We start from the raw sequence: 21,017 nt of genomic DNA on the forward strand, positions 1-21,017 counted from the left end.
CCGTGGCCGCCCTCCCGGGCCCCGCCGGGTCCCGGGAAGGCGTTCGGGCGCTCAACGGCCCGCAACGGCCCCCTCAGACAGGGCGGTTACGCGCGGTGGAGGGCTCCGCCCAGGCGTAGCGGTGCTCCGGCCGGCCGGTGTCGCCGTACTTGAGGGTGAGGCTGATCCGGCCCTCGCGTTCCAGGAATTTCAGGTAGCGCTGGGCGGTGGAGCGGCTGATCCCCGCACGGGCCGCGACCTCGTGCGCGGACAGCGGCTGCGCCGCCTCGGTGAGGACCTTGCGCACGAGTTCGGCGGTGGGCGCCGAGTGCCCCTTGGGGAGCCCCGCCGGGGCCGCGACCGCCGTGCGCAGCGCGCCGAAGATCCGGTCGACCTGCTCCTGGCCCGCCTCCCCGCCCCCGCCGCCGAAGCCGTCGAGGGTCCGGCGCAGCGCCGCGTACCCCTCCAGCTTCACCCGCAGTCCGGCGAAGCTGAACGGCTTGACCAGGTACTGCAGGGCACCGAAGCGCATCGCGGCCTGCACGGTCGCCACGTCCCGCGCGGCGGTGACCATGATGACGTCCGCGTGGTGACCGAGCTGGCGCATGCGCCGCACCAGGGTGAGGCCGGTCTCGTCCGGCAGGTAGTGGTCCAGCAGCACCAGGTCGACGTGCGCGCGTTCCAGCGTGGCCAGCGCCTGCGCGGCGGTGTGGGCCCGCGCGGTGACCCGGAAGCCGGGGACCTTGCCGACATAGGCGGAATTGATCTCGGCGACGCGGAAGTCGTCGTCCACGACCAGGACGTCGATCATCGTGCTCCCCCTGCGGATACGGGTGCCGTCGCGGTGGGTTCGGGCGCGGCCAGTGCCTCCGGCAGGACGACGGTGAAGACCGCGCCGCCCCCCGCGCGGGCGGTGACGCGGGCCGTGCCGCCGTACCGTCCGGCGAGCCGGCGCACGAGCGCCAGACCGAGCCCGCGGCCCCGGTGCGCGGGGGAGACCTTGGTCGTCCACCCCTCGGCGAAGATCCGCTCGCGGGCATCGGGCGGCACGCCCGGCCCGTCGTCGGACACCCGCAGCACGGCGGTCGTGCCCTCGGCGCGCAGCTCGACCTCGACCATGGAGGCCGCCGCGTCCAGGGCGTTGTCGATGAGGTTGCCCAGCACGGTGACCAGGTCTCGCGGGTCGACGACGCGGTCGGGCAGCAGTGTCGCGGCCGCGACGGACAAGGCCACGCCCCGTTCGGCGGCGATCGCGGACTTGCCGACCAGCAGTGCCGACAGCAGCGGGTCGTGGACGCGTTCCGCGACCTGCTCGGCAGAGGCCCGCCGTCCGTCGGCCACTTCGGCGACGAACTCCACCGCCGCGTCGTACAGGCCGAGTTCGAGCAGGCCCAGCAGGGTGTGCAGGCGGTTGGCGTGCTCGTGGTCCTGCGCGCGCAGCGCGTCCAGCAGACCGTGGGTGCTGTCGAGTTCGCGGCCCAGGCGCTCCAGTTCGGTGCGGTCGCGCAGGGTGGCGACGGCGCCACCGTCCCCGGTGGGCATCCGGTTGGCGACCAGCACCCGGGCACCGCTGACGGTCAGCAAGTCGGTGCCCGCGACCCGGCCGGCCAGCACGTCGGTCGTGCGGCCCACCGGCAGCACGTCGTCCAGGGCGCGGCCGGTGGCGTCAGGGCCGAGTCCGAGCAGCCGCTGCGCCTCGTCGTTGAGCAGCCGGATCCTGCCCGCGCCGTCGAGCGCCACGACCCCCTCGCGGATGCCGTGCAGCATCGCCTCGCGCTCGTCCAGCAGCGCGGAGATGTCGGCGAACGCGAGCCCGTGCGTGCGCCGTTGCAGCCGCCGGGACACCAGCAGCGCCGCCAGCACACCGACTCCCAGCGCGGCGCCCGCGTACAGCAGAAGCACCGGGACGGTCGCCAGGAGCCGTTCGCGCACGCTGTCGTACGCGATGCCGACCGACACCGCGCCCACGATGCGGCCGAGGTCGGTACGGAGCGGCACCTTGGCGCGGGCGGAACGGCCGAGGGTGCCCCGGTCGATCTGCATGATCTCCTGGCCGCCGAGCGCCACGCTGGGGTCGGTGGACACGTGCCGCCCGATCTGCGCGAGGTCGGTGTGCGACCAGCGCACGCCGTGGGTGTCCATGACGACGATGTAGAGCGCTCCGGTGGCGCGGCGGATGCGCTCGGCCTCCTGCTGCACCGGGCCGGTGACGCTGGGGCGGGTGCGGAGCAGATCGCGGGCGAGGCCGGGGGTGGCGGCGGTGGTCTGGGCGATCGACAGGGCCTGGCGCATCGCCTGCTGGTCGAGCTGCGAGCTCAGCGGGGCGAGGAACAGGCCGGTGGCCAGGGTGATCACACCGGTGGTGAGGACCAGCTGGACGAGCAGGACCTGGGCGAAGACGCGGCGGGGCCAGCGGATGCGCATGACGTCACCGTGTCCTCTCCGGCGGTCCGCGCCCATGCGGAATTCGCTCGTCCGTTTGCCTGGCTGTGAACGCAACGTAAACGGCACCGGGGCCCGCTGCCCAGCCCCTGTGGCCCTTTCGTTGTTGTAGCGCGAGCAGAACGAGCAGAACAGGGGGTTGTGGGCACAAGGCGCGGTTGTGACCGCAAGGCTGCCGCCGTGGGCCGGGCCACCTCTAGCGTCCCGGCGCATGAGCACACACACCAGCCCCGCCATCGAACTGCGGGGTGCGAGCAAAGCGTTCCGGACCCCGTCCGGGGCCCTCCACACCGCTGTGCGCGATCTGGACCTGACCGTCGGGCGCGGCGAGTTCGTGGCCGTCGTCGGACCGACCGGCTGCGGCAAGTCCACGACGCTGACCCTGGTCAGCGGGCTGGAAGAGCCCACCGAGGGCGAGGTGCTGGTCGCCGGCGAGCCGGTGCGCGGCATCGGCGGCAAGGTCGGCTTCGTCTTCCAGCAGGACGCCGTCTTCCCCTGGCGCACTGTGCTGTCCAACGTGATGGCCGGTCCCCGTTTCCGGGGCGTGCCCCGGGCGGAGGCCAGGGAGCGGGCCCGCGAATGGCTCGCCAGGGTCGGCCTCACCGCCTTCGAGGACCGCTACCCGCACCAGCTGTCGGGCGGTCAGCGCAAGCGCGTCGCGCTGGCGGCCACCTTCGTCAACGACCCCGAGATCCTGCTCATGGACGAGCCGTTCTCGGCCCTGGACGTGCAGACGCGCGCGCTGATGTCGGACGAGCTGCTGGAGCTGTGGTCCGGCACGGGCGCCTCGGTCGTCTTCGTCACCCACGACCTGGAGGAGTCCATCGCACTCGCGGACAAGGTGGTCGTGATGACCGCCGGGCCGGCCACGGTCAAGGAGGTCTTCGAGATCGACCTGCCGCGTCCGCGCAAGGTCGAGACGGTGCGGCTGGAGCCGCGGTTCATCGAGATCTACCGGGAGATCTGGGCCTCACTGGGCGAAGAGGTCCGCATCACCCGCGAGAGGGGTGCGGCGCATGTCGCCTGAGACCGTGGCGGCCCCGGCGGCCGCCGCCACCAAGGACACCGGCGGCGGATCCGACCGGGCCCGGTCCCGGGCCCGCGCCGCCCGCAACCGCCTGTACCTCGTGCAGGGCAGCCGGGTGCTGCTGCTGATCGCCGTGCTCGGCCTGTGGGAGTGGCTGGCCCGTGCCGAGGTCATCGACCCGTTCCACTTCTCGATGCCGTCGCGGATCTGGGAGCAGATGCGCACCTGGGCGGTGGACGGCACCGCGCAGGGCTCGTTGTGGGAGCAGGTCTGGTACACGCTCTACGAAGCCCTGCTCGGCTGGATGATCGGTGTCGTCGCCGGTGTGGTGCTCGGGATCGTGCTCGGGCGGATCCGCTTCCTGGCCGATGTGCTGGGGCCGTACATCAAGGTGCTCAACGCGCTTCCGCGGATCGTGCTCGCGCCGATCTTCCTCATCTGGTTCGGCCTCGGCCCGGCCTCGAAGATCGCCTCCGCGGTGGTGCTGGTCTTCTTCCCGGTCTTCTTCAACGCCTTCCAGGGCGCCCGCGAGGTGGACCGCAACCTGGTCGCCAACTCCCGCATCCTGGGCGCCGGCAACCGCCAGGTCACCTTGCAGGTCGTCATCCCCTCCGCGACCTCCTGGATCTTCACGAGCCTCCACGTGAGCTTCGGCTTCGCCCTCATCGGCGCCATCGTCGGCGAGTACATCGGCGCCACCAAGGGCCTGGGCCTGCTGGTCGCCGCCTCGCAGGGCACCTTCAACTCCGCCGGTGTGTACGCCGCCATGGCGATCCTCGCGGTCGTCGCGCTGCTCGCCGAGGGCCTGCTGACCTTCCTGGAGAAGCGGCTCTTCCGCTGGAAGCCGGCCGAGGCCGGCTCCGACCGCTGACCTTCCCACCCTCTTCGCAAGGACGTGAACCAGATGCGCGCACCCCTCAGAGTCCCCGCCGCCGTCGCCGCCTCGGCCGTCGCCCTGACCCTGCTCACCGCCTGCGGCGGCGACTCCTCGGCCGCCGGATCAGGCGGCAGGGGCGACAAGGTCAAGATCATGGTCGGCGGCCTGGACAAGGTCATCTACCTCCCCGCGATGCTCACCGAGCGGCTCGGCTACTTCAAGGCCGAGGGCGTGGACGTCGAACTGCTCACCGAACCGGCGGGCGTGCAGGCCGAGACCGCGCTGGTGTCCGGCGACGTCCAGGGCACGGTGGGTTTCTACGACCACACGCTCGACCTGCAGGTCAAGGGCAAGGAGGTGGAGTCGGTGGTCCAGTTCTCCCAGGCCCCCGGCGAGGTGGAGATCGTCTCCGAGAAGGCCGCCGCCGACATCACCGGCCCCGCGGACTTCAAGGGCAAGCAGCTGGGTGTGACCGGCATCGGCTCGTCCACGGACTTCCTGACGAAGTACCTCGCCGTCAGCAACGGCGTGAAGACCAGCGAGTTCACCCCGGTCGCGGTCGGCGCCGGCCAGACCTTCGTCTCCGCGCTGGAACAGGGCTCGATCCAGGGCGGCATGACCACCGACCCGACCGTGGCCACGGTCCTGGACAAGAAGCTCGGCAAGGTGCTGATCGACATGCGCACCCCCGAGGGCTCCCGCCAGGCGCTCGGCGGGCTCTACCCCTCCTCCAGCCTGTACATGCAGACGGAGTGGGTGAACGGCCACAAGGAGACCGTCCAGAAGCTCGCCAACGCCTTCGTGAAGACGCTCGCATGGATGTCCACGCACAGCGCCGCCGAGATCGCGGCCAAGATGCCGGCCGACTACGCGCAGGGCGGCGGCCAGGAGCTCTACACGCAGTCCATCGAGAGCACGCTGCCGATGTTCACCAAGGACGGTGTGATGCCCGAGGGCGGCCCCGAGACCGTGGAACGGGTCCTCAAGGCCTTCAACCCCAACCTGCAGAACGCGAAGGTGGACCTGAGCAGGACCTACACCACGGAGTTCGTCAAGAGCGCCGGCTGAATGCCGCTGATCTCCATGCGCAGTGGTGCCCCCAGGGCCGCCCCGCAGCTCTCGGGCCGGGGCGGCTCGGCCGCGACCGCGGTCACCCCGACGTCCCAGACCCGGCCGTCCACGTGCCGCACGCGCGTGCCGTCCACGCTCAGCGCCCCCGCCCCGTCCTCACCCGTCAGCCGGCGCACGGCGAGCTCGGCCGCCTGGCCCGGGCGCTCCCACGCGGAGCGCCCTCGGCAGCCCTCCAGCACGACGCGGCCCTCACGGGCGGCCTCCAGCACCCGCCGGGCCAGCGGGAGGTCCACGCGGCCGTAGGCGTAGCCGTACGGCAGCACGAGCATCGTCGGCGAGAAGCGGTGGCCGCCCAGGTGGGTCACCTCCCACACCTGACCGAGCCGGGAGGCGGCCAGTTCGGCCGCCAGCGGGCGGCCGTTGAGCGCGCAGCAGCGGTCGCGCCTGCCATTGGTGCACACCAGGGCCAGCGGGTCGCCCTCGTACGGCATCCCGAAGCCGCGGTGGTCGCCTCGCCCCAGTGCTGCGAAGTCCAGTCCCAGCAGGGCTTCCGGGTCCTCCAGCACGGCCTCGCGCACCCACGAGCGCCCCGGCACCGTGTGCGCCACGTACGCCGTGCGCCGGGGGACGTCGCGCCGCCGGTCCGCGTGCGGCCCGGGCCGCCGGATCAGCCCCACACGCACGCCGGTCCCCGCGGCGGCCCGTTCCAGCGCCCGTCCCACCCGCGGATCCAGATGGCTGCCGGTCAGCGCCTTCGGCCCCCACGGCCCCGGTTGCTCCAGCAGCAGCCATGTGCGCGCGGTGGCCGCGGTCGCGGCGACGGGCTCCGCCAACGAGCTGGACGCGGTCGTGCAGGTGCTCATGAAGGTAAGCCTAACCTTCTGAATCCACCGCAGCGCGCCGGCCCCTCCCGTACCGTGCGGGTGTCCCCCAGGGCGCCCCGAAAATCCCCGTCGGGGCAGGTCGAGGGCGGGCCGGAACGGCCGCCCCGGAAACCCCGGTGGCATGCCCCCGTACCGTCGGCCCCAGCGGTCTTGCGCAAGAGCGCAAACCACTTGCATGGCGTGTCGTATGCTTGCACACATGACGCGACGGCTTGCCGAAGTAGCGAAGAAGGTCGGGGTCAGCGAGGCCACCGTCAGCCGGGTGCTGAACGGGAAGCCGGGGGTGTCGGAGGGAACCCGGCAGGCGGTGCTGACGGCTCTGGACGTGCTGGGGTACGAGCGGCCCACGCAGTTGCGGGGGAACCGGGCGCGGCTGGTGGGGCTGGTGCTGCCCGAGCTGCAGAACCCGATCTTCCCGGCGTTCGCCGACATCGTCGGGGCGGCGCTGGCGCAGCAGGGGCTCACGCCCGTGCTGTGCACGCAGACCGCGGGCGGGGTGTCGGAGGCGGACTACGTGTCGCTGCTGCTGCAACAGCACGTCTCGGGCGTGGTGTTCGCCGGTGGTCTGTACGCCCAGGCGGACGCTCCGCACGACCACTACCGGTTGCTCGCGGAACGCAATCTGCCGGTTGTGCTGATCAACGCGGCCATAGAGCACCTGGGTTTCCCGCGGGTCTCGTGCGACGACTCGGTGGCGGTCGAGCAGGCGTGGCGGCATCTGTCCTCGCTCGGCCACGAGCGGATCGGCCTGTTGCTGGGGCCCTCCGACCACGTGCCGTCGCGGCGCAAGCTGGTGGCGGCCCGCGGCGTGGCCGCGGCGACCGGCACCTCGCTGCCCGACGAGCACGTGGGGCGGGCGATGTTCACTCTGGAGGGCGGCCAGGCGGCGGCCGCGAAGCTGTGGGAGCGCGGCGTCACCGGGATCATCTGCGCCAACGACCCGATGGCACTGGGCGCGGTGCGCGCGGCGCGCCGGATGGGGCTGTCGGTGCCGGGGGACGTCTCGGTGATCGGGTACGACGATTCGGCCTTCATGACCTGCACGGACCCGCCGCTGACCACCGTGCGCCAGCCGATCGAGGCGATGGGGCGCACCGCGGTCGAACTGCTCGCGCTGAAGATCGCGGGCAAGCAGGTCGCCTCCGACGAGCTGCTGTACGAGCCCGAGTTGGTCGTCCGTGGCACGACGGGGCCGGTGCGCGGCTGAGCCTCGCCCTCCCCGCGCCGCGCGACGGCGTACCCCTCAGAGCCCGCGGTGCCCGGCACCGCGGGCTCCTGCGCGTCCTGCCTGTCCGTCCGTCCGCCCGCCCGCCGGACCGACGACCCGACCCGGCCCGGTCCCGGCGCGGCCGGCCCCGCCGGTCAGCCCGGTCGATGGCCGTTGAAACGCTTCGCAGCCCACCTGCGCAAGCTCGTCAGTCTTTTGCGAAAACTGCGCGACATCTTGCGGACATCTGCGGGGAGTGCTTGAGTGTGCGGCGCCCCCGCTGTGCGTAGCCGGGGGCTTCCACGCTCATGCCCGAAGGGGACCCGATGAGAAGCTCCTGGTTCCGCCCCGCCCGCCGTGCCTCCGCGGCCACGCTCGTCTCCGCGCTGGCCCTGGTCGCCCTCTCCGCCTGCGGCACCAGCAGCAGCGCGGGCAACGACGACAACGCCGGCGGCGGATCGTCGTCCGACCCGACCGCCCCGCTGGACCCGAAGGCCAAGGTCACGCTCACCATCGACTGCATGCCGCCGGCCGCCAAGAAGGCGGAGCTCAAGGAGTGGAAGGAGGACGTCGCCACTTTCAACAAGCAGTACCCGAACGTGACCATCGACGGTAAGTCGACGCCCGGTCAGTGCGAGGAGCCGGCCCGCTTCACCGCGGCACTGAAGGCGAAGTCCCAGCCGGACGTGTTCTACACGTACTTCACCGACCTGCAGCAGGTGCTGGACAACGACGGGGCCGCGGACATCTCCGCGTACGTCACGGACAAGACCGTCCCCGCCCTCCAGGACATCGACCCGAACGTGCTGGGCGTCCTGAAGAAGGACGGCAAGCTCTACGGCGTGCCCACCAGCAACTACACCATGGGCCTGCTCATCAACCGCAAGCTCTTCACGCAGGCCGGCCTCGACCCCAACAAGCCGCCGACCACGTGGGAGGAGGTCCGCACCGCGGCCAAGGCCATCGCGGGCCTGGGCAAGGGCATCGCAGGGTACGGCGACTACAGCGCGCAGAACACCGGCGGCTGGCACTTCACCGCCGCGATGTACGGCCTGGGCGGCGACGTCGTCTCCGAGGACGGCAGCAAGGCGGCGTTCAACTCCGACCTCGGCAAGCAGATCGTGCAGAACCTGCACGACATGCGCTGGACCGACAACAGCATGGGCCAGACCCAGCTGCTCAAGTGGGGCGACCTGCAGAAGCAGATGGCGGCGGACAAGCTCGGCATGTTCCTGGCCGCACCCGACGACATCACGTACATGGTCCAGCAGCTCGGCGCCGACTACGCCAACTTCGGCATGGGCCCGATCCCCGGCGGCAAGGCCACCCTCTTCGGCGGCAACGACTACATGATCAAGAAGGGCAGCTCGCCCGACAAGATCAAGGCCGCCATCGCCTGGCTCAACTTCAAGACCCTCACCCCGGGCAAGGGCCAGTTCGAGTACTCCCGCAGCAAGGCGGACGGCCTGCCCGTCGGTCTGCCCCAGCCGGCCTTCTTCACCGGCGCCAGCAAGACCAAGGACGACCAGCTGAAGGCGGCCAGCGCCACCATGCCGGTGGAGAACTTCCGCGCCTTCATGGACAACCCGATCCCCGGCAAGGCCGAGCCCGCGAAGGCCCAGGAGATCTACAAGGTCCTGGACAACGTGATGTCCGGCGTCCTGACCAACAAGAACGCGGACGCCGCCAAGCTGCTGTCCACCGCGGAGACCCAGGTCAACCAGGTCCTCGCCAACCAGTAGCAGCTCCGGCCCCCGGCCCCCCGGCACTCAGGAGTAACGATGTCGGCCCCCAGCGCCCCCACCCTGCCCGCCAGCACTCCCGTGAAGAGCCGGTCGCGCCGCTCGGCACGCCGCCCTGCCCCGGATCCCCACCGTCCGGGGCGGGCCGGCCGCTCCCTGCGCCGCAACCTCACCGCGTACGGCTTCCTCATCGGCGCCGTGCTGTGCTTCGCGTTCTTCTCCTGGTACCCGATGGTCCGGGAGTTCGTACTGGCCTTCCAGAAGACCAAGGACGGGCACACCACCTGGGCCGGCTGGTCCAACCTGAACTACGTCTTCCACGATCCCGCGTTCTGGCAGGCCTGGCGCAACACCCTGCTCTTCACCGGCCTGGCGCTGCTGCTCGGCTTCGCGGTGCCGTTCTTCGTCGCGCTGCTGCTGAACGAGCTGCGGCACGCACAGGGTTACCTCCGGCTGCTGGTGTACCTGCCGGTGATGCTGCCGCCGGTCGCCTCCGTGCTGCTCTTCAAGAACTTCTACAACCCCGAGTACGGCCTGTTCAACCGCATCCTGGAGACACTGCACCTGCCGGCCCAGCAATGGCTGCAGTCCACGGACACCGCGATGCTGTCGGTGGTCATCGCCTCCACCTGGATGAACATGGGCGGCGCCACTCTCATCTACCTGGCCGCCCTGCAGGGCATCCCCGGCGAGCTGTACGAGGCCGCCGAGCTCGACGGGGCCGGACTGCTGCGCAAGATCTGGCACGTGACGATCCCGCAGACCCGGCTCATCCTCTCGCTGATGCTGCTGATGCAGATCATCGCGACGATGCAGGTCTTCACCGAGCCCTTCCTGCTGACCGGAGGCTCCGGCCCGGAGGGCTCGACGACCACCGTCGTCTACCTGATCTACCAGTACGCGTTCAGCTTCAACAACTACGGCGGCGCCGCGGCGCTCGGCCTGGTCCTGCTCGTACTGCTGGCGGTCTTCTCCGCCGGCTACGTGCGGCTCAGCCGCGCCGCGGACGAGTAGGGCGGGGACCCACCGATGAGCAGCACGAGATCGCTGATATCGCCGACGCAGATGGCGACCCGGCGCGGCAAGATCATCTACCGGACGGTCCTGTTCCTGGTGGTCGCCGCCTTCACGCTGGTCTTCCTCGGCCCGCTGTACTGGATGGCCGCCAACGGCCTGAAGTCCACCGAGGAGTTCGCGCAGATCCCGCCGACCGTCCTCCCGAACGCCCTCCACCCCGAGAACTACAAGAGCGCCTGGTCCGTGATGGACCTGTCCCATCTGCTGCTCAACACCCTCTGGTACGCCTTCGGGGCGCTCGCCTTCCAGCTGGTGCTCGACGTGGCGGCGGCCTACTCGCTGTCCAAACTCCGTCCGGTGCTCGGCAACGTCATCCTCGGCATGATGCTGGCGACGCTGATGATCCCGGCGACCGTACTGGTCGTGCCGCAGTACCTGACGGTGCTGGACGTGCCGATCTTCCAGCGCAACCTGCTCAACTCGCCCTGGGTGATCTGGCTGCCCTCGGTCACCAACGCCTTCAACATCTTCCTGCTGAAGCGCTTCTTCGACTCGGTGCCGCAGGAACTGCTGGACGCCTCCGCGATCGACGGGGCCTCCCAGGTGCGCACCTTGTGGTCGGTGGTCCTGCCGATCTCCCGCCCGATCCTCGGAGTGGTCTCCATCTTCGCGATCGTCGGGGTCTGGAAGGACTTCCTCTGGCCGATGCTCACGCTGCCGGACCCGACGAAGCAGACGCTCAACGTCGGCATCTACTCGCTCGCCAGCGGGGTGCCGGAGAACTGGCTGCTGGCGGCCATCGCCATGGCCTCCGTCCCCACCCTGCTGATCTTCCTCGTCTTCCAGCGCAACATCATGAGCGGCCTGACCGCCGGCGGTCTGAAGGGCTGAGGCCCGCACCCGTCCACCGCCACGCCGCTCCCCACCAGCACCACGCCGCCCGCCGCAAGGGCCGGCGGCGTGGTCCCAGCTGCCCGAAAGGACCAGTCACGTGGCAGACACCCAGCCGACCGAGGCCACCGACGAGTGGTGGCGCGGCGCCGCCATCTACCAGGTGTACGTACGGAGCTTCGCCGACGGCGACGCGGACGGCACCGGCGACCTCGCGGGGGTGCGGTCCAGACTGCCGTACCTGGCGGCGCTGGGCATCGACGCCATCTGGTTCAGCCCCTGGTACCCCTCGCCGCTGGCCGACGGCGGCTACGACGTCGCCGACTACCGGGCCATCGACCCGGCCTTCGGGAGCCTTGCCGAGGCGGAGAAGCTCATCGCGGAGGCCCGCGGCGTCGGCATCCGCACCATCATCGACATCGTCCCCAACCACATATCGGACCGGCACGTCTGGTTCCAGGCCGCGCTCGCCGCCGGGCCGGGCAGCGTGGAGCGCGAGCTGTTCCACTTCCGCCCCGGCCGCGGTGAGAACGGCGAACTGCCGCCGAACGGCTGGCGGTCCCAGTTCGGCGGCCCCGCCTGGACCCGGCTGCCCGACGGCGACTGGTACCTGCACCTGTTCGCGCCCGAGCAGCCCGACCTCAACTGGGAGCACCCCGCGGTCCGTCAGGAGCACGAGGACGTCCTGCGCTTCTGGTTCGACCGCGGCGTGGCCGGGGTGCGCATCGACTCGGCGGCCATGGTGGCCAAGGACCCGGAGCTGCCCGACTTCGAGGAGGGGCGCGACCCGCACCCCTACATCGACCGCGACGAACTGCACGAGATCTACCGTTCCTGGCGCACCCTCGCGGACTCCTACGGCGGGGTCCTGATCGGCGAGGTGTGGCTGCCGGACGCCGAGCGCTTCGCGCGCTACCTGCGGCCCGACGAGCTGCACACCGCCTTCAACTTCGACTTCCTGTCCTGCCCCTGGGACGCGGAGCGGCTGCGCGCCTCGATCGACCTGACGCTGGCCGTGCACGCGCCCGTCGGCGCTCCGGCGACCTGGGTGCTGGCCAACCACGACGTGACCCGCACGGCCACCCGCTACGGCCGCGCCGACACCGCTTTCGACTTCAAGACCAAGGCCCACGGCATCCCCACCGACCTGGCGCTCGGCACCCGCCGCGCCCGCGCCGCCGCCCTGCTGACGCTCTCCCTCCCCGGTTCGGTCTACCTGTACCAGGGCGAGGAACTGGGCCTGCCCGAGGTCGAGGACATCCCGGCCGACCGGCTGCAGGACCCGATGTACTTCCGCTCCGGGGGCACCGACCCGGGCCGTGACGGCTGCCGGGTGCCGTTGCCCTGGTCCGGGGACGCGCCGCCGTACGGCTTCGGCGGCGAGCGGCTCTGGCTGCCCCAGCCGGCCGGCTGGGCGCCGTACACGGCGGAGGCCGAGGAGGCCGACGCCGGTTCCGTGCTCACCCTGTACCGCACGGCGCTGGACATCCGGCGTGCCGAACCCGGCCTCGGTGAAGGGCCGATGAGCTGGCTCGACAGCGACGCCGAGGTGCTCGCCTTCCGCCGCGAGGGCGGTTTCGCCTGCGTGGTCAACCTGTCCGGGACCCCGGTGGACCTTCCCCGCCACCGGCAGCTCCTGCTCGCCAGCGGGCCGCTCGGCGAGGACGGCCGGCTGCCCCAGGACACGGCGGTCTGGCTGCGCCTGGACGAGTAGCCGCAGGCGCCGCACCGCGTCCCCCCGCCCCCGTCCCCCCGCCCTTCTGCGCCCGTCCCCCACGCGGGAGTGCTGCCGCCGGACAGCGTTGTCCACGGCAGCACCGACGGCTCCGCGGAGACCGCCCCCGCGGCCTGCGCCGCCCATCGCGCCCGGCACCCGTGCGTCACCGGCGCCCCGTTCGCCGAGCCGCGCCCGGCCGCCGACGCTCCGGGCACGGCCACCCCGCGACCCGCGCCCGGTCCCCCCGGGCCACACCGGCCGGCCCGCCGCCCGACACGGCGGGCTGACGGCGTACGCGTCCTGACCGCGTACGCCGAGGGGCGCGGCACCACACCGGTGCCGCGCCCCTCGCTGCTGTCGTGCGGCCCGTCACACCGGGCCGGCGACCACCGCGACCCGCTTGGTCAGCGCCACACCCGAGCCGTCCCGGCGCGGGTCCTTCGGCGGAAGGTCGGCGGGGGCGCCGGTGGACGTGGCGGCGCGGGCGGGGGCGACGCCGGCCCAGGCCAGCAGCAGCACGTCCTCGCCCTTGAGGAAGCGCTGGCAGCGCACACCGCCGGTCGCCCGGCCCTTGCGCGGGTACTGGTCGAACGGAGTCAGCTTGGCCGTGCTCTCCTCCGCCCCGTCCAGCACCTCGCGGGCGCCGGCCAGGGTGAAGACGACGGCGTCGGCCGACGGGTCCACCACTGTGAAGGAGATCACCTTGGCGCCCTCGGTGAGCTTGATGCCGGCCATGCCGCCCGCCGGGCGGCCCTGCGGACGCACCTGGCCCGCCGGGTAGCGCAGCAGCTGGGCGTCGTCGGTGATGAAGACCAGGTCCTCCTCGCCGGTGCGCAGCTCGACCGCGCCGACGATCCGGTCGCCCTCCTTGAGGGTGATGACCTCCAAGTCGTCCTTGTTCGCCGGGTAGTCCGGCACGACGCGCTTGACGACGCCCTGCTCCGTGCCGAGCGCCAGCCCCGGCGAGGACTCGTCGAGCGTGGTCAGGCAGACCACCCGCTCGTCCGGCTCCAGCGACAGGAACTCCGCGAGCGGCGCGCCGCCCGACAGGTTCGGCGGCCCCGACATCTCCGGGAGGATCGGCAGGTCGATCACCGCCAGCCGCAGCAGCCGCCCGGTCGAGGTGACCGCCCCGATGTCCGCCCGCGCGGTCGTCGGCACCGCGGAGACGATGACGTCGTGCTTGACCCGCTTGCCGTCGCCCGGCGCCAGGGCCTCGCCGTTCGCCGTGCGCGCCAGCAGCCCGGTGGAGGACAGCAGCACGCGGCAGGGGTCGTCGGCGACCTCCAGCGGCACGGCGGCGATCGGCGCCGCCGCCGTCGCGTCCAGCAGGACCGTGCGGCGCTCGGTGCCGTACTTCTTGGCCACCGCCGCCAGCTCGGTGCTGACCAGCTTGCGCAGTTCGGTGTCGGACTCCAGGATCCGGGTCAGCTCCTCGATCTCCGCGGTGAGCCGGTCCCGCTCGGACTCCAGTTCCATGCGGTCGAAACGGGTCAGCCGGCGCAGCGGGGTGTCGAGGATGTACTGGGTCTGGATCTCCGACAGCGAGAAGTGCTCGATGAGCCGCTCCTTGGCCTGGGCGGCGTTGTCGCTGGAGCGGATGATCGAGATGACCTCGTCGATGTCGACGAGCGCGACCAGCAGGCCCTCGACCAGGTGGAGGCGGTCGCGGCGCTTGCCGCGGCGGAACTCGCTGCGCCTGCGGACCACCTCGAAGCGGTGGTCGAGGTAGACCTCCAGCAGTTCCTTCAGGCCCAGCGTGAGCGGCTGGCCGTCGACCAGGGCCACGTTGTTGATGCCGAAGGACTCCTCCATCGGCGTCAGCTTGTAGAGCTGCTCCAGGACGGCCTCCGGGTGGAAGCCGTTCTTGACCTCGATCACCAGCCGCAGCCCGTGCTCGCGGTCCGTGAGGTCCTTGACGTCGGCGACGCCCTGCAGCCGCTTGGCGCCGACCAGGTCCTTGATCTTGGCGATGACCTTCTCCGGGCCGACCGTGAACGGCAGCTCGGTCACGACCAGGCCCTTGCGGCGGGCCGTGACGTCCTCCACCGAGACCGTCGCGCGGATCTTGAAGGTGCCGCGCCCGCTCTCGTACGCGTCCCGGATGCCGTCCATGCCGACGATGCGGCCGCCGGTCGGCAGGTCGGGGCCCGGCACGTGGCGCATCAGCGTCTCGAGGTCCGCGTTCGGGTACCGGATCAGGTGGCGGGCGGCCGAGATGACCTCGCCGAGATTGTGCGGAGGCATGTTGGTCGCCATGCCGACCGCGATCCCCGAGGCGCCGTTGACCAGCAGGTTCGGGTACGCGGCGGGCAGGGCGACCGGCTCCTGCTCCTGGCCGTCGTAGTTCGGCGCGAAGTCGACGGTGTCCTCGTCGATCGACTCGACCATCAGCATCGCGGCCGGGGCCGTGCGGCACTCGGTGTACCGCATGGCGGCCGGTGGGTCGTCGTTGCCGAGCGAGCCGAAGTTGCCGTGGCCGTCGACCAGCGGCACCCGCATCGAGAACGGCTGCGCCATGCGCACCAGGGCGTCGTAGATCGAGGCGTCGCCGTGCGGATGGAGCTTGCCCATCACCTCGCCGACGACGCGGGCGCACTTCACGAAGCCGCGTTCGGGACGCAGCCCCATCTCGTTCATCTGGTACACGATGCGGCGGTGCACCGGCTTGAGCCCGTCGCGGGCGTCGGGAAGCGCACGCGAGTAGATGACCGAGTAGGCGTACTCGAGGAAGGACCCCTGCATCTCGTCGACGACGTCGATGTCGAGGATCCGCTCCTCGAAATCGTCCGGCGGCGGGGTCTTCGTGGTGCGGCGGGCCATCAGGGCGCTGCTCCTTCGGCTGGACCTCATCGGGTGTGGACACGTGACTGACGCGGACCATTGTGGACCGCCCCGCCGACAGCCCGGACCACCCCCCGGCTCCTGCGCGCCGGTGACGGGAACTTCGCAGGCTGTTTGTCCGCTGCCTAGAGTGGCAGGTCTAGGCACGAAACAACGAGTACGCGACGGGAAGGACAGCTTGCCCATGGGTCACACGGCCACGCCGGAGGCAGAATCCGGCGGCCTCACCGCGACCGAGCACCGCCTGGCCAACGGCCTGCGTGTGGTGCTCTCCGAGGACCACCTCACCCCGGTCGCCGCGGTCTGCCTCTGGTACGACGTCGGTTCCCGTCACGAGGTGAAGGGCCGTACCGGACTCGCCCACCTCTTCGAGCACTTGATGTTCCAGGGATCGGCGAACGTCAAGGGCAACGGCCACTTCGAACTGGTCCAGGCCGCAGGCGGCTCGCTCAACGGCACCACGAGCTTCGAGCGGACCAACTACTTCGAGACCATGCCGGCCCACCAGTTGGAGCTGGCCCTGTGGCTCGAGGCCGACCGCATGGGCAGCCTGCTGTCCGCGCTGGACCAGGAGAGCCTGGACAACCAGCGCGACGTGGTGAAGAACGAGCGCCGTCAGCGGTACGACAATGTGCCCTACGGCACGGCGTTCGAGCGGCTGACCGCCATGGCGTACCCCGACGGGCACCCGTACCACCACACGCCCATCGGCTCGATGGCCGACCTGGACGCCGCCTCCCTGGAGGACGCGCGCGCCTTCTTCCGGACGTACTACGCCCCGAACAACGCCGTCCTCGCGGTGGTCGGCGACATCGACCCGGAGCAGACGCTCGCCTGGATCGAGAAGTACTTCGGCACCATCGCGTCCCACGACGGCAAGCCGGCGCCGCGCGACGGTTCACTCCCTGGAGTGATCGGCGGGCAACTCCGCGAGGTCGTCGAGGAGGACGTACCCTCCCGTGCCCTCATGGCCGCCTACCGGCTGCCGAAGGACGGCACCCGCGAGGCCGACGCCGCCGACCTGGCACTCACGATCCTCGGCGGCGGGGAGTCCTCCCGGCTCCACAACCGGCTGGTCCGCCGGGACCGCAGCGCGGTCGCGGCCGGCTTCGGCCTGCTGCGGCTGGCCGGGGCACCCTCGCTCGGCTGGCTGGACGTGAAGACCTCCAGCGGGGTCGAGGTGCCCGACATCGAGGCCGCCGTCGACGAGGAGCTGGCCCGCTTCGCCGAAGAGGGCCCGACACCGGAGGAGATGGAGCGGGCCCAGGCCCAGCTGGAGCGCGAATGGCTGGACCGGCTGGCCACGGTCGGCGGCCGGGCCGACGAACTGTGCCGCTACAGCGTGCTGTTCGGCAGCCCGCAGCTGGCGCTGACCGCGGTCAAGCGGGTCCTGGAGGTCACCGCCGACGAGGTGCGTGACGTCGCCGCGGCCACGCTGCGGCCGGACAACCGGGCCGTGCTCGTCTACGAGCCCACGGGCTCCGCGGCGGCCTCCGGCGAGGACTTCGACGAGGACGAGGAGGGCGCGGACCAGTGACCGACGTCCACAGCACCATGACGTTCCACCCGCAGCCCCGGCCGGGGGAGCCCAAGCCCTGGGACTTCCCGGCCCCCGAGCGGTCCCAGCTGCCCAACGGGCTGACCGTGCTGCGCAGCCATCGCCCCGGCCAGAAGGTCGTCGCCGTCGAGGTGCTGCTCGCGGCGCCGCTCGACGCCGAGCCCGAGGGCCTGGACGGCGTCGCCACGATCATGGCCCGCGCCCTGTCGGAGGGCACCGACAAGCTCACCGCGGAGGAGTTCGCCGCCGAGATGGAGCGCTGCGGCGCCACCCTCGACGCGCACGCCGACCACCCCGGCGTCCGGGTCTCGCTGGAGGTCCCCGCCTCGCGCCTCGACAAGGCCCTCGGCCTGATTGCCGACGCGCTGCGCGCCCCGGCGTTCCCGGAGAGCGAGATCGAGCGCCTGGTCGGCAACCGCCTCGACGAGATCCCCCACGAGCTCGCCAACCCGGCGCGGCGGGCCGCCATGGCGCTGTCCAAGGAGCTCTTCCCCGCCGAAATGCGCTGCTCCCGGCCCCGCCAGGGCTCGGAGGAGACCGTCGCCCGGATCGACGCGGCGTCCGTCCGCGCCTTCTACGACGCGCACGTACGGCCGTCCACCGCGACCGCGGTCGTGGTCGGCGACCTCACCGGGATCGACCTCGACGCGCTGCTCGGCAGCACCCTGGGGGAGTGGAGCGGCAAGCCCGCCGAGCGCCGCCCGCTGCCCGCGATCACCGCGGACGACACCGCCCGCGTGATCATCGTCGACCGGCCCGGCTCGGTGCAGACCCAGGTGCTCATCGGTCGTACCGGCTCGGACCGGCACGACCCGGTCTGGGCGGCCCAGGTGCTCGGCACGTACTGCCTCGGCGGCACGCTGACCTCGCGCCTGGACCGCGTGCTGCGGGAGGAGAAGGGCTACACCTACGGCGTCCGCGCCTTCGGGCAGGTCCTGCTCTCCACGCCGGAGGGAACCGGTGTCTCGCTGCTCGGCATCAGCGGCTCGGTGGCGACCGACGTCACCGCGCCCGCGCTGGCCGACACCTGGCAGGTGCTGCGCACCCTGGCGGCGGAGGGCCTCACCGACGAGGAGCGGGACGTCGCCGTCCAGAACCTCGTGGGCGTCGCGCCGCTGCGCTACGAGACGGCCTCGGCCGTCGCCGGCACCTTCGCCGACCAGGTCGAGCAGTTCCTGCCCGACGACTTCCAGGCGCGGCTGTACGAGCGCCTGGCGGCCACCGGCACCGTCGAGGCCACGGCCGCGGCCGTGGCCGCGTTCCCGCTGGACCGGCTCGTGGTCGTGCTGGTCGGTGACGCCACCGCGATCGGCGACCCGGTCCGCGACCTCGGCATCGGCCCCGTGACGGTCATCACGGGCGCCTGACGACCGCCCGCTCGCACCGCGGCCCCAGACGCCCCTGCGGCGGCCGGGGCCGCGTGCTGTCACCCGCGGGCGCGGACTCAGGGTGCGAGCCGTGTGGCGGCCATGTTGATCCTCATGCCGCACGGGAGCCGCCCGTCGGGGCCGGCCAGGGCGGCCGCGCGGCCGAGGAACTCGGCGCGCAGGTCGGCTGTCGGCTCCTCGCCGAGGACCTCCATGTCGTAGTACGTCGAGGTCAGTGCGGACCAGACCTCCAAGGGCGTGCCGTCCATGCCGATGACCACGGTCCGCCACGACACCGGCGCGAACCCGAGCGGTCCCAGGAGCGCGTCCAGCCCCTCCCGCCCGCGCGTCCTGCGGTCGCCGAGCCGCGGCAGGCGACGCTCGGGCGCAGCCGCCTTGAAGTGCGGCACGGCCAGCGTCAGGAAGAGGTCCACTCCCTCGCCGGGGACGGGGCCGCCGCCGACGGCGACGGCCAGTGCGCCGCCCGGGGCGAGCACCCTCGCCGCCTCGGCGCACACCTGGTCGGGGTCCGACATGAGCATGAGCGCCATGTGCGACACCACGGCGTCGAAGGAGCCGTCGGCGAAGGGCAGCTCCTGGGCGCGCCCCTGCCGCAGATCGGCGCCCGCCAGCCCGGGCCGCCGACGGGCGAGGGCCAGTTCGCCCTCCGACAGGTCGATGCCGGCCAGGACCCCGGCCCCGTGCCCGGCGAGCAACTCCAGCAGCGCGCCGTCCGCGCAGCCCAGGTCCAGGACGCGGCGGGCACCGCGGATGTGCTCGGCCAGCACCTGGTGGGTCGTGCGCCCGTCCCGGGTGAGGGCCCCCTCGACCCCGGCCGACTGGAGGCCGGGGTTCCGGTCGTGGAAGGCGCGCAGGAAATCCTCGGCGGTGCGGGTGGCGGGCGTCGTCGCCCCTGATGTCGTGGTCACGCGGGGACCCTACGCAGGGGGACGCGCGCCCCGGCGTCCCTCCGGCGGACCCGGAGGGTGACTCCGGTCACGTGTCCGGGGGCGGTGGCCGGCCGTCGGCCGGGCGGGTGGACGGGAGCGGCAGTGGGGGGCTCGGGACGTGCGGGGAACTGCGGTTTTGTCATCCAGGGGGCGGTTGGGACCGGTTGGGGGCCGGTGTGGCATCCCGCACAAAAGGCCGGATTTTTTTGGAACGGCCGCGGGGGCGCGGTTAGCGTCCTCGGGTTGTCCGGCGGAATCAGCCGCCTCCCGCGGCACCGGAGCAACGATCGCCGAGTCCCCGTCGGGCGTGAGCCTGGGGAGCCGGGGACCCATGTGAGTCGTCCCCTGGGGTGAATCGGGCCCGTCCCTGACCGGGGCGCCCGTAGGAGACCTTCCTGCTCCGAACCCGTCAGCTAACCCGGTAGGCGAGAAGGAAGGAAAGGATCTCCGCCTGCCCATGGCGTTCACCATACGTACCACCGTCGCCTGCGCCGCCGCGCTCACCGCCGTCACCGCCGGCACGCTCACCGCCTCCGCGCAGGCCGCGGAGGCCGAGCGGTCCGCGTTCGCCAAGTGCGCCGCCGTCAGCGGCGACATGGCGGCCCGCCTCGCCGAGCAGGCGGAAGCCCAGCACAGGGCGGCGGTCTCGGCGGCGAAGAAGCGGCACGCGGCACACGTCGCGCACGTGGCGAAGGTGCGGGCCGCCAAGAAGGCCGCGGCCGCCAGGGCCGCGAAGGAGGCCGCGGCCGCCGCCAGGGCCCGTGTCCGGGCCGGGGCCGCGGCCCGCGACGGCGCCGCGCACGCCTCGCGCTCCCGCGCCCGCACGTCCCTGACCTCCTGGATGCTGCCGGTGCACGGCGCCATCGGCACCCCGTACCACGCGACCAGCAGCCTGTGGTCGTCCGGCTACCACACGGGCGTGGACTTCCAGGCGGCCGTCGGCACCCCGGTGCACGCCGCCGGCGCCGGCACGGTCGTCGAGGCCGGATGGGGCGGCAGTTACGGCAACAACGTCGTGATCCGGCACGCGGACGGCATGTACACCCAGTACGGCCACCTGTCCTCGATCGGCGTCTCGGTCGGCCAGACGGTCTCCGCCGGCACGCGGATCGGCCTGTCGGGCGCCACGGGCAATGTGACCGGCCCGCACCTGCACTTCGAGGCCCGGACCACCCCTGCGTACGGCTCCGACGTGGACCCGGTGGCGTATCTGCGCTCCCACGGCGTCCTCTTCTGACCTTCCTGGTCTTCCCGGTCTTCCCGGCCTTCGCGGCCGCCCGGTCCACCTCCCTCCCCCCACCCGAAGGCCCCGGCTCCCCCCGCCGGGGCCTTCGGCATGCCCGGAGCTGTGTCCAAAAACGCTCCATGAATTCAGGACCGCCGCCGGAATCGACGGCGTGCTGGAATAGAGTCGCCACAGAAACGCCGGCATCTGCGTTACGCG

16 protein-coding genes and 1 riboswitch are annotated in these 21,017 nt (G+C 72.1%); of the genes, 11 read left to right on the top strand and 5 right to left on the bottom strand.

Annotated elements, in window-relative coordinates:
• Window positions 1-73: 73 nt before the first annotated feature.
• Together ACIP98_RS10570 and ACIP98_RS10575 are read right to left on the bottom strand one after the other, a co-directional pair.
• Window positions 74-790, bottom strand: coding sequence for a response regulator (locus ACIP98_RS10570; protein ID WP_401974960.1), 717 nt, complete (start codon window positions 788-790; stop codon window positions 74-76).
• A complete protein-coding gene (locus tag ACIP98_RS10575) occupies window positions 787-2,403 on the bottom strand; it encodes an ATP-binding protein (RefSeq protein WP_401974962.1) in 1,617 nt (538 codons plus the stop codon). Before ACIP98_RS10575 ends, ACIP98_RS10570 begins: the two co-directional genes overlap by 4 nt.
• A 229-nt stretch (window positions 2,404-2,632) precedes the next feature.
• Here ACIP98_RS10575 and ACIP98_RS10580 point away from each other — a divergent pair, with 229 nt between their 5' ends.
• Genes ACIP98_RS10580 through ACIP98_RS10590 form a run of 3 tightly spaced genes read left to right on the top strand, consistent with a single transcriptional unit; the run spans window position 2,633 to window position 5,393 of the window.
• The gene (locus ACIP98_RS10580) at window positions 2,633-3,448 is read left to right on the top strand and encodes an ABC transporter ATP-binding protein (protein ID WP_389246054.1); all 816 of its coding nucleotides are present in this window, start codon (window positions 2,633-2,635) and stop codon (window positions 3,446-3,448) included.
• The gene (locus tag ACIP98_RS10585; protein ID WP_319659139.1) at window positions 3,438-4,319 is read left to right on the top strand and encodes an ABC transporter permease; all 882 of its coding nucleotides are present in this window, start codon (window positions 3,438-3,440) and stop codon (window positions 4,317-4,319) included. The genes ACIP98_RS10580 and ACIP98_RS10585 overlap by 11 nt, the downstream gene beginning before the upstream one ends.
• Before the next feature lie 33 nt (window positions 4,320-4,352).
• A complete protein-coding gene (locus tag ACIP98_RS10590; protein ID WP_319659138.1) occupies window positions 4,353-5,393 on the top strand; it encodes an ABC transporter substrate-binding protein in 1,041 nt (346 codons plus the stop codon).
• Here the strand turns inward: ACIP98_RS10590 and ACIP98_RS10595 are convergent.
• The gene (locus ACIP98_RS10595; protein ID WP_401974967.1) at window positions 5,360-6,259 is read right to left on the bottom strand and encodes a sucrase ferredoxin; all 900 of its coding nucleotides are present in this window, start codon (window positions 6,257-6,259) and stop codon (window positions 5,360-5,362) included. The two genes, ACIP98_RS10590 and ACIP98_RS10595, sit on opposite strands and share 34 nt — an antisense overlap.
• A gap of 220 nt (window positions 6,260-6,479) precedes the next feature.
• Between ACIP98_RS10595 and ACIP98_RS10600 the strand changes: the two genes are divergently transcribed.
• The 5 genes from ACIP98_RS10600 to ACIP98_RS10620 all read left to right on the top strand — a co-directional run bounded on the left by ACIP98_RS10600 (window position 6,480) and on the right by ACIP98_RS10620 (window position 12,851).
• Window positions 6,480-7,487 carry a LacI family DNA-binding transcriptional regulator gene (locus ACIP98_RS10600; RefSeq protein ID WP_319659136.1) on the top strand — a complete coding sequence of 336 codons (1,008 nt, stop codon included), beginning with the start codon at window positions 6,480-6,482 and terminating at the stop codon, window positions 7,485-7,487.
• 326 nt (window positions 7,488-7,813) lie between these two features.
• Window positions 7,814-9,229 (top strand): extracellular solute-binding protein, encoded by a 1,416-nt coding sequence (locus ACIP98_RS10605; protein WP_319659135.1) that lies wholly within the window; start codon window positions 7,814-7,816, stop codon window positions 9,227-9,229.
• A 39-nt stretch (window positions 9,230-9,268) separates the two neighbouring features.
• A complete protein-coding gene (locus ACIP98_RS10610) occupies window positions 9,269-10,243 on the top strand; it encodes a sugar ABC transporter permease (RefSeq protein WP_319659133.1) in 975 nt (324 codons plus the stop codon).
• 15 nt (window positions 10,244-10,258) lie between these two features.
• Window positions 10,259-11,137: a carbohydrate ABC transporter permease gene (locus tag ACIP98_RS10615; RefSeq protein ID WP_319659132.1), complete on the top strand. Its 879-nt coding sequence runs from the start codon at window positions 10,259-10,261 to the stop codon at window positions 11,135-11,137.
• Between the two features lie 100 nt (window positions 11,138-11,237).
• Window positions 11,238-12,851, top strand: coding sequence for a glycoside hydrolase family 13 protein (locus ACIP98_RS10620; RefSeq protein WP_401974970.1), 1,614 nt, complete (start codon window positions 11,238-11,240; stop codon window positions 12,849-12,851).
• 372 nt (window positions 12,852-13,223) lie between these two features.
• On the opposite strand, the gene ACIP98_RS10625 is transcribed toward ACIP98_RS10620, so the two are convergent.
• Window positions 13,224-15,677: a DNA topoisomerase (ATP-hydrolyzing) subunit A gene (locus ACIP98_RS10625; RefSeq protein WP_401974972.1), complete on the bottom strand. Its 2,454-nt coding sequence runs from the start codon at window positions 15,675-15,677 to the stop codon at window positions 13,224-13,226.
• 205 nt (window positions 15,678-15,882) lie between these two features.
• Here ACIP98_RS10625 and ACIP98_RS10630 point away from each other — a divergent pair, with 205 nt between their 5' ends.
• Window positions 15,883-17,235: a pitrilysin family protein gene (locus ACIP98_RS10630; RefSeq protein ID WP_319659127.1), complete on the top strand. Its 1,353-nt coding sequence runs from the start codon at window positions 15,883-15,885 to the stop codon at window positions 17,233-17,235.
• Between the two features lie 17 nt (window positions 17,236-17,252).
• Window positions 17,253-18,623, top strand: coding sequence for a M16 family metallopeptidase (locus ACIP98_RS10635; RefSeq protein WP_401975234.1), 1,371 nt, complete (start codon window positions 17,253-17,255; stop codon window positions 18,621-18,623).
• A 77-nt stretch (window positions 18,624-18,700) separates the two neighbouring features.
• Here the strand turns inward: ACIP98_RS10635 and ACIP98_RS10640 are convergent, their stop codons facing one another.
• Window positions 18,701-19,552 carry a class I SAM-dependent methyltransferase gene (locus ACIP98_RS10640; protein ID WP_319659125.1) on the bottom strand — a complete coding sequence of 284 codons (852 nt, stop codon included), beginning with the start codon at window positions 19,550-19,552 and terminating at the stop codon, window positions 18,701-18,703.
• Between the two features lie 299 nt (window positions 19,553-19,851).
• A riboswitch (cyclic di-AMP (ydaO/yuaA leader) is annotated at window positions 19,852-20,016 on the top strand.
• 14 nt (window positions 20,017-20,030) lie between these two features.
• On the opposite strand from ACIP98_RS10640, the gene ACIP98_RS10645 reads away from it, so the two are divergent.
• Window positions 20,031-20,810 carry a M23 family metallopeptidase gene (locus tag ACIP98_RS10645; RefSeq protein ID WP_401974976.1) on the top strand — a complete coding sequence of 260 codons (780 nt, stop codon included), beginning with the start codon at window positions 20,031-20,033 and terminating at the stop codon, window positions 20,808-20,810.
• Window positions 20,811-21,017 lie beyond the last annotated feature (207 nt).

The sequence above is a fragment of the Streptomyces sp. NPDC088354 genome (assembly GCF_044753585.1).
Taxonomy (GTDB): domain Bacteria; phylum Actinomycetota; class Actinomycetes; order Streptomycetales; family Streptomycetaceae; genus Actinacidiphila.

What these genes read in the sequence shown, in the direction of transcription:
- ACIP98_RS10615 (WP_319659132.1), top strand. Translation starts at nt 10,259, where the DNA reads ATGAGCAGCACGAGATCGCTGATATCGCCGACGCAGATGGCGACCCGG.
- ACIP98_RS10635 (WP_401975234.1), top strand. Translation starts at nt 17,253, where the DNA reads ATGACGTTCCACCCGCAGCCCCGGCCGGGGGAGCCCAAGCCCTGGGAC.
- ACIP98_RS10570 (WP_401974960.1), bottom strand. Translation starts at nt 790, where the DNA reads ATGATCGACGTCCTGGTCGTGGACGACGACTTCCGCGTCGCCGAGATC.
- ACIP98_RS10645 (WP_401974976.1), top strand. Translation starts at nt 20,031, where the DNA reads ATGGCGTTCACCATACGTACCACCGTCGCCTGCGCCGCCGCGCTCACC.
- ACIP98_RS10590 (WP_319659138.1), top strand. Translation starts at nt 4,353, where the DNA reads ATGCGCGCACCCCTCAGAGTCCCCGCCGCCGTCGCCGCCTCGGCCGTC.
- ACIP98_RS10600 (WP_319659136.1), top strand. Translation starts at nt 6,480, where the DNA reads ATGACGCGACGGCTTGCCGAAGTAGCGAAGAAGGTCGGGGTCAGCGAG.
- ACIP98_RS10625 (WP_401974972.1), bottom strand. Translation starts at nt 15,677, where the DNA reads ATGGCCCGCCGCACCACGAAGACCCCGCCGCCGGACGATTTCGAGGAG.
- ACIP98_RS10575 (WP_401974962.1), bottom strand. Translation starts at nt 2,403, where the DNA reads ATGCGCATCCGCTGGCCCCGCCGCGTCTTCGCCCAGGTCCTGCTCGTC.
- ACIP98_RS10595 (WP_401974967.1), bottom strand. Translation starts at nt 6,259, where the DNA reads ATGAGCACCTGCACGACCGCGTCCAGCTCGTTGGCGGAGCCCGTCGCC.
- ACIP98_RS10605 (WP_319659135.1), top strand. Translation starts at nt 7,814, where the DNA reads ATGAGAAGCTCCTGGTTCCGCCCCGCCCGCCGTGCCTCCGCGGCCACG.
- ACIP98_RS10585 (WP_319659139.1), top strand. Translation starts at nt 3,438, where the DNA reads ATGTCGCCTGAGACCGTGGCGGCCCCGGCGGCCGCCGCCACCAAGGAC.
- ACIP98_RS10610 (WP_319659133.1), top strand. Translation starts at nt 9,269, where the DNA reads ATGTCGGCCCCCAGCGCCCCCACCCTGCCCGCCAGCACTCCCGTGAAG.
- ACIP98_RS10580 (WP_389246054.1), top strand. Translation starts at nt 2,633, where the DNA reads ATGAGCACACACACCAGCCCCGCCATCGAACTGCGGGGTGCGAGCAAA.
- ACIP98_RS10630 (WP_319659127.1), top strand. Translation starts at nt 15,883, where the DNA reads ATGGGTCACACGGCCACGCCGGAGGCAGAATCCGGCGGCCTCACCGCG.